This window comes from Pigmentiphaga sp. YJ18 (assembly GCF_038066655.1).
Taxonomy (GTDB): Bacteria; Pseudomonadota; Gammaproteobacteria; order Burkholderiales; family Burkholderiaceae_B; genus Pigmentiphaga.
Genome location: NZ_JBBUKU010000006.1, coordinates 97303 through 110606, shown reverse-complemented (window position 1 = coordinate 110606; position 13304 = coordinate 97303). Strand labels below are relative to the sequence as shown.

At 70.8% G+C, this 13304-nt stretch carries 13 protein-coding genes; 11 read left to right on the top strand and 2 right to left on the bottom strand.

The window, feature by feature from the left end:
• Window positions 1-11: 11 nt before the first annotated feature.
• The 4 genes from WKR98_RS27270 to WKR98_RS27255 are packed head-to-tail and all read left to right on the top strand — an operon-like array spanning window position 12 to window position 4808.
• On the top strand, window positions 12-1373 hold the full coding sequence (locus WKR98_RS27270; RefSeq protein ID WP_341435210.1) for a TolC family protein: 1362 nt from the start codon (window positions 12-14) through the stop codon (window positions 1371-1373).
• Between the two features lie 21 nt (window positions 1374-1394).
• Window positions 1395-2372, top strand: coding sequence for an HlyD family secretion protein (locus WKR98_RS27265; RefSeq protein WP_341435209.1), 978 nt, complete (start codon window positions 1395-1397; stop codon window positions 2370-2372).
• A 4-nt stretch (window positions 2373-2376) separates the two neighbouring features.
• On the top strand, window positions 2377-3651 hold the full coding sequence (locus tag WKR98_RS27260) for an ABC transporter permease (protein ID WP_341435208.1): 1275 nt from the start codon (window positions 2377-2379) through the stop codon (window positions 3649-3651).
• Complete coding sequence (locus WKR98_RS27255) at window positions 3651-4808, top strand: ABC transporter permease (RefSeq protein ID WP_341435207.1); 1158 nt, start codon at window positions 3651-3653, stop codon at window positions 4806-4808. Before WKR98_RS27260 ends, WKR98_RS27255 begins: the two co-directional genes overlap by 1 nt.
• Here WKR98_RS27255 and WKR98_RS27250 read toward each other — a convergent pair.
• The gene (locus WKR98_RS27250; RefSeq protein WP_341435206.1) at window positions 4795-6222 is read right to left on the bottom strand and encodes an NAD-dependent succinate-semialdehyde dehydrogenase; all 1428 of its coding nucleotides are present in this window, start codon (window positions 6220-6222) and stop codon (window positions 4795-4797) included. The two genes, WKR98_RS27255 and WKR98_RS27250, sit on opposite strands and share 14 nt — an antisense overlap.
• 164 nt (window positions 6223-6386) lie before the next feature.
• Between WKR98_RS27250 and WKR98_RS27245 the strand changes: the two genes are divergently transcribed.
• Window positions 6387-7139 carry a GntR family transcriptional regulator gene (locus WKR98_RS27245; RefSeq protein ID WP_341435205.1) on the top strand — a complete coding sequence of 251 codons (753 nt, stop codon included), beginning with the start codon at window positions 6387-6389 and terminating at the stop codon, window positions 7137-7139.
• Between the two features lie 11 nt (window positions 7140-7150).
• Here WKR98_RS27245 and WKR98_RS27240 read toward each other — a convergent pair whose 3' ends face one another.
• Entirely contained in the window at window positions 7151-7993 is an 843-nt protein-coding gene (locus WKR98_RS27240) for an SDR family NAD(P)-dependent oxidoreductase (protein ID WP_341435204.1), read from the bottom strand.
• Window positions 7994-8170: 177 nt separating this feature from the next.
• On the opposite strand from WKR98_RS27240, the gene WKR98_RS27235 reads away from it, so the two are divergent.
• From WKR98_RS27235 to nusB, 6 genes are all read left to right on the top strand, one after another.
• Entirely contained in the window at window positions 8171-9088 is a 918-nt protein-coding gene (locus WKR98_RS27235) for a hydroxymethylglutaryl-CoA lyase (RefSeq protein ID WP_341435203.1), read from the top strand.
• A gap of 62 nt (window positions 9089-9150) precedes the next feature.
• Window positions 9151-10131, top strand: coding sequence for an XdhC family protein (locus tag WKR98_RS27230; RefSeq protein ID WP_124691056.1), 981 nt, complete (start codon window positions 9151-9153; stop codon window positions 10129-10131).
• A 32-nt stretch (window positions 10132-10163) separates the two neighbouring features.
• Window positions 10164-10940, top strand: a complete 777-nt coding sequence (locus WKR98_RS27225) for a sulfurtransferase (RefSeq protein ID WP_341435202.1) — start codon at window positions 10164-10166, stop codon at window positions 10938-10940.
• Between the two features lie 123 nt (window positions 10941-11063).
• Window positions 11064-12254 (top strand): bifunctional 3,4-dihydroxy-2-butanone-4-phosphate synthase/GTP cyclohydrolase II, encoded by a 1191-nt coding sequence (gene ribBA, locus WKR98_RS27220; protein ID WP_124691054.1) that lies wholly within the window; start codon window positions 11064-11066, stop codon window positions 12252-12254.
• Window positions 12251-12775: a 6,7-dimethyl-8-ribityllumazine synthase gene (gene ribH / locus WKR98_RS27215; RefSeq protein WP_341435201.1), complete on the top strand. Its 525-nt coding sequence runs from the start codon at window positions 12251-12253 to the stop codon at window positions 12773-12775. The genes ribBA and ribH overlap by 4 nt, the downstream gene beginning before the upstream one ends.
• Window positions 12768-13235, top strand: a complete 468-nt coding sequence (gene nusB, locus WKR98_RS27210) for a transcription antitermination factor NusB (protein ID WP_124691052.1) — start codon at window positions 12768-12770, stop codon at window positions 13233-13235. The genes ribH and nusB overlap by 8 nt, the downstream gene beginning before the upstream one ends.
• Window positions 13236-13304: the final 69 nt, after the last annotated feature.

Here is a 13304-nt window from a genome sequence, read left to right as displayed (position 1 = left end):
TGCGCGGGGCCATGGCCGGGGTGGCCGTCGTCCTGCACGCGGGCGCGGCGGCCCAGGCGCTGCCCGCCTTGAGTTTCCAGGCGGCGCAGCAGCAGGTGCTGGCGCGGTCCGACAAGCTGGGCGCGGCGCGGGCGGCGGTCCAAAGCAAGGAACTCCAGCTCGAAGGCGTGCGCAACCTGGGCGGGCCTTCGCTTAGCGTGTCCGCCTCGCACATCCGCTACGAGGCCAACGCCAATCTCAGCCTGTCCGGGCTGAACAACCTCGGCATTCCGCTGCCCCTGCCTTCCAACGTGGAGCTGGAACGGCACGGGTCCCTGACCAACAAATCCCTGATCGGCATCTGGCCGCTCTATCTGGGCGGGGCCACCGACGCGGCGCGCGGCCTGGTCCATGCCCAGGCCGACGAGGCGCGCGCGGACGCGACCCAGGCCGGCTACGAGGTACAGACCACGCTGGCCAAGCGCTATTTCGCCGCGCAACTCGCCGCCCGCGCATGGGACCTGCGCCGCGAGGTCCTGCGGGCCATCGGCGAACACGACCGCGCCGCCGAGCGCATGATGGCCGAAGGCACCATCGCCCGCGTCGATCGGTTGCAGGCGCGCGTCGCGCTGGAGGATGCGCGGCGCGAGGAGCGCAAAGCGCAGGACAAGCTGGAACTGGCGCAGGTCGCGCTGGGCCGCACGCTGCGCATGGACGAGGCCGTGCGGCCGTCGACGCCGCTGTTCATCCTGACCCAGGCCATCGAGCCGCTGCCGTACTTCCTGGATGCCGCGATGCACGGCCACCCCGCGCTGGGCAAGGTCGCGGCCAAGGAAGAGCAGGCACGCCAGCTGCATGCGGTGGAGACCGCCACCCGGCGGCCGCAGGTGTTCGCCTTCGGCGGGCACCAGATCCGCAGCGAGAATGGCAGCTGGCTGGTGGGCGTGGGCGTGCGCTGGACGCTGTGGGATTCGCTCGACCGGCCGTCGCTGGACGCCGCCAGCGACAAGACCGTCCTCCAGGCCCAATTGACCGAGGCCCAGGCGCGGCAGGACATCAGTCTGTTGGTGGAAAGCAAGTGGCGTGCGGTGGACCAGGCGCGCCGCCAGTTCCTGGCGACCGGCGCCAGCGTGGAACTGGCCGATGAGGTGGTGCGCCTGCGCACCAGCGGCCTGCGCGAAGGCGTCAGCACCGCCACCGACCTGATCGATGCCGAGACCAACCGCGCCAAGGTGCAGACTGAAAGGGCGCAAGCCGCCTACGACTATATCCAGTCCCTGGCCGAACTGCTGGAGGCCAGCGGGCTGGGCGGCGAGCTGCCGCGCTACATCGAACGGGCGGACGTGCGCCTGCCGCTGGCGGCCGTGGTCGCCGATCCCGCCCGCGGCCCCTGACGACAACGAGACCGAGCTGCCATGAGCGCAAGAAAATCCACTCTCGCCATCGCCGTTGCCGGCGTGCTGGCGCTGGCCGTCGTCGCCTATGGGTTCTGGCGCGCGTCGCGGCCCGCGCCCGAGCAGTTCCAGGGCTACATGGAGGCCCAGGAAACCGACGTCGCCGCCAAGATTTCGGCGCGCGTGGCCGAGGTGGCGGTCAGGGAAGGCGACCGGGTGGAGCGCGGTTCGCTGCTGGTGCGCCTGGACAGCCCCGAGGTCGCCGCCAAGATGGCCCAGGCCCAGGGGGCGCTGGCGGCGGCGCGGGCGGTGCAGGCCAAGGCCGATCGCGGCGCGCGCCCGCAGGAGATCACGATGGCGCAACTGAACTGGCAGCGCGCGCAGGCGGCGGCCGACCTGGCCGAGGTCTCGTTCCGCCGCGTGGACAACCTGGCGCGCGAGGGGCTGGTGGCCGAGCAGAAGCGCGACGAGGCGCGCGCCAACTACCACGCCTCGCGCGATGCGGCGCTGGCGGCGCGGGCGCAGTACCAGCTTGCGCTGGACGGCGCGCGGCCCGAGGACAAGGAGGCCGCGGCGGGCCAGGCCCGGCAGGTGGCCGGCGCGCTGGCCGAGGCCGAGGCGGCCGAAGCCGAGGTCAACCTGAAAAGCCCCGTGGCCGGCGAGATCACCAAGGTCTATGCCAAGGTCGGCGAGCTGTCGCCGCAGGGTGTGGCGGTGGCCACCGTGGTCGATCTGGCCGACCAGTGGGTGGCCATCAACGTGCGCGAGGACCGGCTTTCGCGCTTCGCCGTCGGGACGAGCTTCGAGGCCGAACTGCCGGCGCTGGACCGGCGCCGCGCGCGTTTCAAGGTCTATTACGTGGCCGTGCTGCCCGACTTCGCCACCTGGCGCACCACCCGCGCCAGCCAGGGGTTCGACGTCCGCACCTTCGAGGTCCGGGCCCGTCCGGAGGCGCCGATAGACGGGGCGCGGCCGGGCATGAGCGTGCTGGTGCGGTGACGGTATGAGCGCGGCCGCCGGGCCTTCTTCGCATACGGCCGGCAAGTCCGCGAAGCGGCAGGCGCGGTCCGGCGTCTTCCTGCGCGCGGCGGGCCGGGAGGCCGCCTGGCTGCGCCGGCATCCGCGCGAACTGGCCATGATCAGCTGGGTGCCGCTGTTGGCCGTGCTGCTGCTGTGGTGGATGTTCTCGGCAGGCATCCCCACGCGCCTGCCCATCGCCATCGTGGACGACGATCATTCGGCCCTGTCGCGCCAGCTCGCGCGCATGCTGGAGGCGGCGCCGGGCCTGCGCATCGCGCGGCGCGACGCCAACCTGGCCGAGGCGCGGGCCGGCATGGAGCGGGGCGACATCTACGCGGTGGTGGCGATCGAGCGCGACTTCTCGCGCGACATCAAGCGCGGGGCCAGCGGCCACGTCACGCTGTATCACAACGCCCAGTTCTACACGGTGTCGGGCCTGGTCCTGCGCGACGTGCAGACCGTGGCCATGACGCTGTCGGTCGGCGTCGAGATGGCGGCGCGCAATCGCCGGGGCGAGCCGGCGCAGGCGGTGGCGGTCAGTGCCGAACCGATCCGGCCCAGTTCGCTGGCCTTGTTCAACCCCAGCCTGAACTACGAACAGTTCCTGGCGGCCGCGCTGATTCCGGCGCTGCTGCATATCCTGGGCATGACGGCGGGCGCCTGGGCCGTGGGCCGGGAGATCCGCGACCGAACGGTGGGCGCCTGGCTCGCGGCCGCCACGGGGGCGGGGACGGCTCCGGACGGCGGCGTGCGCATCGCGGCGGGGCCGGCCCTGGCCGCGCTGGCCGGCAAACTCGCGTGGCCGTGGACCGGGCTGTCCGGCGTGGGCCTGGCGGCACTGTTGTGGCTGACCTGGGGCCGGGGCTGGCATCCGCCCGGCAGCCTGCCGTGGGTGGCCCTGGCCCTGGTGGCCTTCATGGCCTTGTCGATCGCGATGGGCGCGGCCGCGGCGCTGGCGACGCGGTCCCTGCGCACGGCGCTGTCGCTGGCCGGCGTCGTGACGGCGCCGGCCTTCGCCTTCAGCGGCATGGGCTTTCCGCTGGCCGCGATGCCGGTCGGCGCGCGCGCCTGGGCGCTGGCGCTGCCCTATACGCATTACATACGGCTGCAGGTGGAGCAGTTGCAGATGGCGGCGCCCCTGCGCCAGTCGCTGCCGGCTTTCGTGTCGATGCCGGTGGGCACGGCGCTGCTTGCGCTGGCGGGCGCGTGGCTGTTGTGCCGCGTGGCGGCCGAGCCCGCGCGCTGGGGAGGCCGCTGATGGCCGCGCGCGGCTGGGCCGCCGCCTGGCGGGACACGCTGGCGGAACTGCTGCGCGACAAGGGCGCGCTGCTGCTGATCGTGCTGGCGCCGGTCTTCTACGGCTTCTTCTATCCCTGGCCCTATGCCACCGAGGTCCTGCAACGCGTGCCGGTGGCCATCGTGGACCTGGACCACTCCAGCCTGTCGCGCCAGATCGTGCGCTACGCCGATGCCAGCCCCGACCTGCGTGTGGCGATGGTGACCGGGGATGAGGAAACCGCCAGGCAGACGATGTGGCGCGGCGAGATCGAAGGCTACGCGCTGCTGACCCGGGACCTCAGGCGCAACGTGCTGCGCGGCCGGCCGGCGCCGGTCGTGGTCAGCACCAACGGCAGCTACGCGCTCTACAACAAGGCGGTGATGACCGGGTTCACCGCCGTGATCGGCACGGTGTCGGCCGGCATCGAAATCGCGCAGCGCAGCGCGCGCGGCCAGGGGCGGGCCCAGGCCATGGCCGGCCGCAGTCCGGTCGGCGTCAGTGCCGTCGCTCTCTACAATCCCACCGGCGGCTATGGCAGCTACGTCGTGCCGGCGGTGGCGCTGATCATCATGCAGCAGACGCTGCTGATGGGCGTCGCGATGCTGGCCGGCACCTGGGCCGAGGCCGGGCGCCTGCGGGCGCCGGCCGCGGTCTGGCTGGGGCGCGTGCTGGCCTTCTCCACCGCCGGCCTGTTCGCCGGGCTGGTCTACTTCGGCTGGATATTCTGGCTGCAGGACTACCCGCGCGGGGGCAATCCGCTGGGGGCGCTGGTGCTGCTGCTGTGCTATGCCCCGGCGGTCAGCGTGGCGGGGGCGCTGCTGGGCGCCTGGCTCAAGGACCGCGAGCAGGCCTTGCAGGCATGGCTGTTCACGTCGCTGCCCATCGCTTTCCTGTCCGGCTTCGCGTGGCCGGTGGAAAGCCTGCCGCCCGTGCTGCAGGCGGTGCGCTGGATCTTTCCCAGCACTGCCGGGATCGATGCCTCGCTCAGGCTGAACCAGATGGGGGCGCCGCTGGCCGACGTGGCGGGATCGCTGTCGTGGCTGGCGGCCTGGGCGCTGGCGGGCTTCGCCGCGCTGGCCTGGTGGATGCGTCCCCGGGAGCCGGGGACGCTCCGTGGCAACGTCAGATCTGCGTGATGAACTTGGTCACGAGATAGCCGTCGAAGGTCTCGACGCCGCCTTCGCTGCCTATGCCCGAGTCCTTCACGCCGCCGAAGGGCGTTTCGGCCAGGGCGACGCCGAAGTGGTTGATGTTGACCATCCCGGCTTCCAGGCCGTTGGACACGGCGGTCGCGGTTTTGAGCGAGTTCGTGAACACGTAGGAAGCCAGGCCGAACGGCAGGCTATTGGCGCGCTTGAGCACCTCCTCGGTGGTCTTGAAGCGCGTGACCGGGGCGATGGGGCCGAAGGGTTCCTCGGTCATCAGCTTGGAATCGTCGGGGATGTCGGTCACGACCGCGGGCGAGAAGAAATTGCCTTTTTCGCCCATGCGCGAGCCGCCCGTCACGATGCGGCCGCCGCGCTGGCTGGCGTCGTCCAGGAAGGTTTCCATGGCCATCAGCCGGCGCTCGTGGGCCAGCGGACCCATTTCCACGCCCTTGCCCAGGCCGTCGCCGACCTTGATGGAGGCGATGGTATCGGTGAAGCGCGCCACGAACTTGTCGTAGGCTTTTTCCTGGACGTAGAAGCGGGTGGGCGAGATGCACACCTGGCCGGCGTTGCGGATCTTCATGCGCGCCAGCATCTCGGCCGCCGGCTCGACGTCGGCGTCGTCGAACACCAATACCGGCGAGTGGCCGCCCAACTCCATGGTGGTGCGCTTCATGTGGGCACCGGCCAGCGCCGACAGCTGCTTGCCCACCGGCACCGAGCCGGTGAACGAGATCTTGCGCACGATGGGCGATTCGATCAGGTAGGAAGATATCTCGCTGGGTACGCCCCAGACGATGTTCAGCACGCCCGGGGGCAGTCCGGCGTCGTGGAACAGCTGGGCCATGGCCACCACCGCACTGGGCGTGTCTTCCGGGCCTTTCAGGATGATGGTGCAGCCGGCGGCGACGGCCGCCGAGACCTTGCGGATGGCCTGGTTGAACGGGAAATTCCAGGGCGTGAACGCGGCGCACACGCCCACCGGCTCGCGCACGACGAACTGGCGCACGGCGGGGTTGCGCGGCGGGATCACGCGGCCATAGATGCGGCGGCATTCCTCGGCGTGCCATTCGGCGTGCTCGGAGCAGGTCATGATCTCGGCCACGGCCTCGGCCAGCGGCTTGCCCTGGTCCAGCGTCAGGTTGTGCCCGATCTCCTGGGCACGCTCGCGCGCCAGTTCGGCCACCTTGCGCAGGATGCGCGAACGCTCCAGGGGCGAGGTTTTCTTCCAGCTTTCGAAGGCCCGCTGGGCCGCCGCGAGGGCGCGGTCGAGATCCGCGCGCGAGGCGTGGGGCAGCTTGCCGAGCACTTCCCCGGTGGCGGGGTTGACGACGTACTGCTCGCGCCGGTCGCCGCCTTGGATGAATTCGCCGTCGATGTAAAGGGCGAGGTCCTGATACATGCCAGTCTCCTGAGGTCGGAGTCCGGAACGTTCCGGACTCCGGAAGCGAAAAGCAACCCCATAGACTAGCATGGTCGGGCGCTTTTCCGCATGCGCCGCCCGCCCTGCGTGCTATCTTCCCGGGTACTTTTCCCCTACACCGAAACTTGCGTATCCCCCGCGGCATGCCGGCAGCACGAGACCCGAAAACACCGCCCGGCGACAGCCCCCGCTACCGCCAGATCCTGGATGCGCTGCTGGCTCGCATCGAGCACGGCATCTACCCGGTGGGCGGCCACGTCCCCACCGAAGGCCAGCTGTGCCGCGAGTTCGAGGCCAGCCGCTACACGATACGCGCCGCGCTGGCCCACCTGGTCGAACACGGCATGATCGAACGCCGCGCGGGCATCGGGACGGTGGTGTTGGCGTCGCGGTCGCGGCGCGCCTACCAGCAGTCGATCGCCTCGCTGTCCGACCTGTTCCAGTACGCGCTGGACACCCATGTGGAGATCCGCGCCTCGACCCTGGTGGCGCTGGATGCGGCCACGGCGGCCATGCTGGGCGCGCGCGAGGGCGACCGCTGGCTGCAGGTGGACAGCGTGCGCTGGACCGAGCGGGGCGGCGCGCCCATCTGCTGCACCAGTTCCTTCCTGCCTGAGCGGCTGGCGTGGATAGGCCCCGAGCTGCCCGGCTGCGTGGGGCCCTTCTATGCCCATATCGAGGCCCGCGCGGGCGAATCCATCGTGCGGGCCACGCAGGAGATCCGCGCCGAACCCATGCCGGCCCATCTGCGGCCGCTGCTGGGCGACCAGCGCGAGGCGATCGCGCTGTGCCTGATCCGCCACTATTTCTCGGCGGCGGGCAGCGTCATCTGTTCGTTCAACTGGCACCCGGCGGCCAGCTTCAGCTACCGGATGGAGATCGAGCGCCGGCGTTAGCGCGCCTGCCTCTACATGATGGCCGGCTTGTCCGTGTGCGGCGCGCGGGCGCCTTCGGCGGCCAGTTCGGCCGGCAGCGATTCGTTCCATAGCCGCGCGATGTAGCGTTCACCGGTGCGGCCGTTGGAGGCGTCCGAGCACAGCCACAGGATGCCGCGCCGCATGATGGAGGCGGGCAGCAGGCTGCCGTCGGCACCCTTCCTGTTGGGGCCGCTGGGCAGGAAGTCGGTGTCGGCGGCCCCGCCGGGCAGGTAGACGTTCACGTCCACGCCGGTGCCTTCCAGGTCCTGGGCCCAGATGCGCGAGGCGGCCTCCAGCGCGGCCTTGCTCGGGCCGTAGGGCGAATAGCCCCGGCGCACCATGGTCTGGTCGCTGGTCGAGATGTTGACGATCTTGCCGAAGCCCTGGGCCACCATCAGGGGCGCGGCGGCGCGCGCCATGTTGAAGGCGCCGTTGATGTTGGTGTCGATGATGGCGCGCCAGGCCTGCGGGTCGGTCTGCCAGAAGCGCGCGGGCTCGGTGGTGAAGGTGTCGCTGATGACGCCCATGCCTATGCCCGCATTGTTCACCAGCACGTGCAGCGCGCCGAAATGGTCGCGGATCTCGGTCACGGCGCGCGCGCAGTGCTCGAAGCGCGTGACGTCGGCGACGATGGCGAACATGCGTCCGATGCCGGCCGTGGCCTGGGCCTGCGCCATGGTCTCGTGCATGGCGTCCGAGGCGTGGGCGCCGGTGATCGCGACCCGCGCGCCCGCCGCCACCAGCGCCAGCGCCATTTCGCGTCCCAGCCCGCGCGTGCCGCCCGTGACCAGCACGACGCGGTCGCGCAGGGATGCCGTGTAATCTGCCGTCATGACGTTCGCTCCTGGAAGAGGCGCCCATTCGGCCGCACCGTCCGGTGCCCGTCTCGCGCCGCGCATGTCCCAGTGTAGCGGCTTGGTGGGCCGACCGGGGCCGCCGGCTGCCCAGGGATGTCAGTTTGTCCGGACAAAGCTATACTTTTCCCGACCACAGACACCAGGAGACCCGGCATGGACGGCCACGTGGAGATCATCGACGTCGCGCCGCGCGACGGCATCCAGAACGAGCGCGTGCTGCTGCCCGCGGCGGACAAGATCGAACTGATCCGGCGCATCGCCGATGCCGGCGGCAGGCGGATCGAGGCGGCCAGCTTCGTCAATCCGAAGCGGGTGCCGCAGATGGCCGATGCCGAGGCCGTCATGGCGGGCATCGAGCGCCGTCCGGGCCTGTCGCTGATCGGCCTGGTGCTGAACGAGCCCGGCCTGGCGCGCGCGAGGGCGGCCGGCTGCGACGAAGCCAACGTGGTGGTGGTGGCCAGCGAGACCTTCTCGCGCAAGAACCAGGGCGCGGGCGTGGCCGACGTGGTCGCGGCCGCCTCGGCCATCCTGGAAGGCGCGCGGGCCGCCGGCATGCGCACGTCCGTCACGGTCGGGGCCGCCTTCGGCTGCCCCTTCGAGGGCGAGGTGCCCGCGCAACGCGTGCTGGCCCTGGTGGAGTCGCTGCTGCCGGCCCGGCCGGACGAGATCGCGCTGGCCGACACCATAGGCTGCGGCGTGCCGACCCAGGTGCGCGAGCTGCTGGCGGGCACGCGCGCGCTGGCGCCGCGGGCGCGCCTGCGCTGCCATTTTCACAATACGCGCAATACCGGCATCGCCAACGTGCTGGCGGCGCTGGAGGCGGGCGTGGATGCCCTGGACGCCAGCACGGGCGGTTTCGGCGGCTGCCCGTTCGCCCCGGCGGCCACCGGCAACATCGCCACCGAGGACGTCGTCTACATGCTCGAGCGCATGGGCGTGGCCACCGGCATCGACCTGGATGCCGTGCTGCGGACGGCGCAGTGGCTGGGCGAGCGGCTGCAGCGGCCCGCCATCGGCGGCGTCAGCCGCGCCGGCCGCTTTCCGTCCGCGGCGGCACAGGCCTGCGCGTAGCGGTCGCGGCGCGGGCCTGGACTATCATGACGTCCTGAGAATGACGTGGAGTGGCAACGACGATGGACAACGTCGATCTGGACGTCCTGCGGCGCCTGGCCCAGTGGCGGCGGGAAGGGCACAAGGTCGTGCTGGGCACGGTGACACGCACCTGGGGCTCGGCGCCCCGGCCCATCGGCGCGATGGTGGCCGTGCGCGGCGACGGCTCGATCGCCGGCTCGGTATCGGGCGGCTGTATCGAGGACGATCTGTCGGACAAGGCGCGCGCCGGTGCATGGCCCACGGACGTGCCCAGCGTGGTGCGCTACGGCGTTTCGGCCGACGAGGCCACGCGCTTCGGCCTGCCCTGTGGCGGCACGCTGGAACTGGTCCTGGAGCCCGTGGCCGACCACAGCGGGGTGGAAGACCTGCTGGCCGAGCTGACCCAGGGCCATCGGGTGCTGCGCCGGCTGGACCTGGCCACCGGCCGTGCCGCGCTGGAAACCGCCAGCGACCGCGCCGACACGCTGTCGCTGACCGCCTCGGAGCTGGCCGCCACCCACGGGCCGAGCTGGCGCCTGCTGATCATCGGCGCGGGGCAGATGTCGCAGTACCTGGCGCAGATGGCGCTGGCGCTGGACTACGAGGTCATCGTCTGCGATCCGCGCGAGGAATACGCGCAGGGCTGGGAGGTGCCGGGCGCGAAGCTGGTGACCACCATGCCCGACGACACCGTGACCGAGATGCGTCCCGACCGCCACACGGCCATCGTCGCGCTGACCCACGATCCCAAGCTGGACGACCTGGCATTGCTGGAGGCGCTCAAGTCCGAGGCGTTCTACGTCGGCGCCATCGGTTCGCGGGCCAACCAGGCCAAGCGCCGCGAGCGGCTGGTGGAGTTCGACCTGACGCGGGACGACGTGGCCCGGCTGCACGGACCGGTGGGCCTGCGCATCGGCGCGCGCACGCCGCCCGAGATCGCCGTGGCCATCCTGGCCCACATGACGGCCGAGCGCTACGGATTCCACAAGCTCGAATTCGAGGCCCCGGACGACGGCGCGTAAACTATCGCGCCTTGTCGTTTCCTGGATTCGCCGTGCCCGCCGTCGTCAACATCGCCGCTTACCGTTTCCTGACCCTGGACGACCTGCCCGCGCTGCAGGCCGCGGCGCGGGACCGGGCGCTGGCGTGCGGGCTGAAGGGCACGGTGCTGTTGGCGCGGGAGGGCATCAACCTGTTCCTGGCCGGCACGCGCCAGGGCATCGATGCCTGGCTGGACTGGCTGCGCCACGGCCCGGCCTTCGGCGGGCGGCTGGCCGGCATCGAGGTCAAGGAAAGCCTGTCGGCACAGGTGCCGTTCCGCAAGCTGCTGGTGAAGGTCAAGCGCGAGATCATCCGCATGGACCACCCGGCCATCCGGCCCGAGGCGGGGCGGGCGCCAGCGGTCGAGGCCCGTACCCTGGCCCGCTGGCTGCGGCAGGGCCATGACGACGAGGGGCGGGAAGTCGTCATGCTGGACACCCGCAATGCCTTCGAGGTGGACCACGGCACGTTCCGGGGCGCGCTCGACTGGCGGATCTCCCGGTTCACGCAGTTCCCGGCGGCGGTGCAGGCGAACCGGGACCAGTTGGCCGGCAAGACCGTGGTGAGCTTTTGCACCGGCGGCATCCGCTGCGAAAAAGCGGCCATCTACATGGAACAGGCCGGCATCGAGCACATCTACCAGCTCGAGGGCGGCATTCTGAAATATTTCGAGGAAACCGGCGGGGAAGGCTACGACGGCGCGTGCTTCGTGTTCGACGGGCGCGAGGCGCTGGATCCGGGCTTGCGGCCTCGGCTGGACGCGCAGGACAACCCGCCCCCCGCGTCGTAGGCCGGGGACGGCGCCGGCCCCCTTACTGTCCCGGCATCCGGGTAAAATACCGGGTTTCCCGTACCGGCCCGACCGCCCGCGCCGCCTCCGGTACAGCCACGCAACCCGCGCCGGACGATCCTCATGTCTGCATTCATTTCTCCCGTTCCCGCCCCCAGCGGTTCCTCGGCCATCTCGTCGGTGCCGGAAATCGTGGCCGAGCTGCGTGCCGGCCGCATGGTCATCCTGGTCGACGAAGAGGACCGCGAGAACGAAGGCGACCTCGTCATGGCGGCCGAATTCGTCACGCCCGAGGCCATCAATTTCATGGCTCGCTACGGACGCGGCCTGATCTGCCTGACGCTGACGGAAGACCGCTGCCGCCAGCTGAACCTGCCGCTCATGGTGTCCGCCAACGGCACCAAGCACGGCACCAATTTCACCGTTTCCATCGAGGCCGCCCAGGGCGTGACCACCGGCATCTCGGCGGCCGACCGGGCGCGCACCGTGCAGGCCGCCGTGGCCCGCGAGGCCAAGCCGTCCGACCTGGTGCAGCCCGGCCACATCTTTCCGCTGAAGGCCGCGCGCGGCGGCGTGCTGGCGCGCGCCGGCCACACCGAGGCCGGCTGCGACCTGACCGCCATGGCCGGGCTTACGCCCGCCTCGGTCATCTGCGAAGTGCTCAAGGACGACGGGTCCATGGCGCGGCTGCCCGACCTGATCGAGTTCTCGCGCCAGCACGACGTCAAGATCGGCACCATCGCCGACCTGATCCAGTACCGCAGCGAGCACGAGTCGCTGGTGCAGCGCGTGGCCGAGCGGCCGATCCGCACGGCGCACGGCGTCTTCCGCGCCGTGATGTACCGCGACACGCCCAGCGGCGCGCCCCATCTCGCGCTGGTCCACGGCGACATCCATCCCGAGCGCGAGACCCTGGTGCGCGTGCACGAGCCCACCTCGCTGCTGGACGTGCTGGAAGTCGCCCGCAGCACGCACAGCTGGAGCGTGCCCAGCGCCCTGGAAGCCATTTCCCAGGCCGAGTCCGGCGTGGTCATCCTGCTCAACTGCGACGGCACGGCCAGCGACCTGGCGGTCGAGTTCCAGCAATTGATCGACCAGGACCGCACCGGCGCGGCCTGCGGCGACGCGCCGCCCCGCATGGATCTTCGCACCTACGGCGTGGGCGCGCAGATCCTGAAGGACCTGAACGTCGGCAGCATGAAGCTGCTGGCACGGCCGGTCCGCATGCCCAGCATGACCGGCTTCTCCCTTACCGTGACCGGCTACGAGGCCGGCCATGACCAACCCCCCACCAAGGACGGCGCCCCAACATGAACCCCTATACCATGACTCCCGATCTGAATGGCGAAGGGCTGCATATCTGCATCGTGCGCTCCCGCTTCAACGAGAACATCGGCGAACAACAGCTGCAGGCCTGCCTGGAAGAACTCGGCAAGCTGGGCGTCGATGAACGCGACATCATGGTCATCTCGGTGCCCGGCGCGCTGGAACTGGGCGTGACCCTGGCCCAGCTCGCCCATACCGGCGAGTTCGACGGACTGATCGCGCTGGGCGCGGTGGTCCGCGGCGAGACCTACCACTTCGAAGTGGTCAGCAATGAAAGCGCTGCGGCCATCAGCCGCGTCGCGCTCGAGACCGGCATCCCCGTCGCCAACGGCGTGCTCACCACGGAAACGGAAGAGCAGGCCCTGGAGCGCGCCGCGACCAAGGGCCGCGACTGCGCCCAGGCCGCCGTCGAGATGGCCAACCTGCTGGCCACCCTCGAGCCCGAGGAAGACGACGACGAGGACGAAGACGACGAAGAGTTCGACGACGAGGAAGAACAGGATGACTGAGGCCAGCCGCCAGAACGCGCGCAGCGCGCGCCGCCGCGCGCGCGAGTTCGCCCTGCAGGGGGTGTACGAGTGGCTGCTCAAGGGTGGCGATGCCGGCGAGATGGGCGAGATCGATGCCCACATGCAGGACGGCGAAGGTTTCGCCGAAGCCGACCTGGGCCACTACAAGGCGCTGCTTTACGGCGCGGCCCGCGATGCGGCCGCGCTGCGCGAACGCTTCGCGCCCTTCCTCGACCGCCAGGTCGAGGAACTGTCGCCGGTCGAGCACGGCATCCTGCTGATCGGCACCTACGAGCTGCAGAACCACGTCGAGATCCCGTACAAGGTCGTCATCAACGAGGCCGTCGAACTCGCCAAGTCCTTCGGCGGCACCGACGGTTTCAAGTTCGTCAACGGCGTGCTGGACAAGCTCGCGGCCGAAGTCCGCGCCGCCGAGGTCCAGGCCGGCCGCCGGGCCTGAAATGGATGCGCTGACGCGCATCCTCCAGGGCGCCGCGGATCCGGCTTTGCCGGTCCGCCAGCGCCGCCC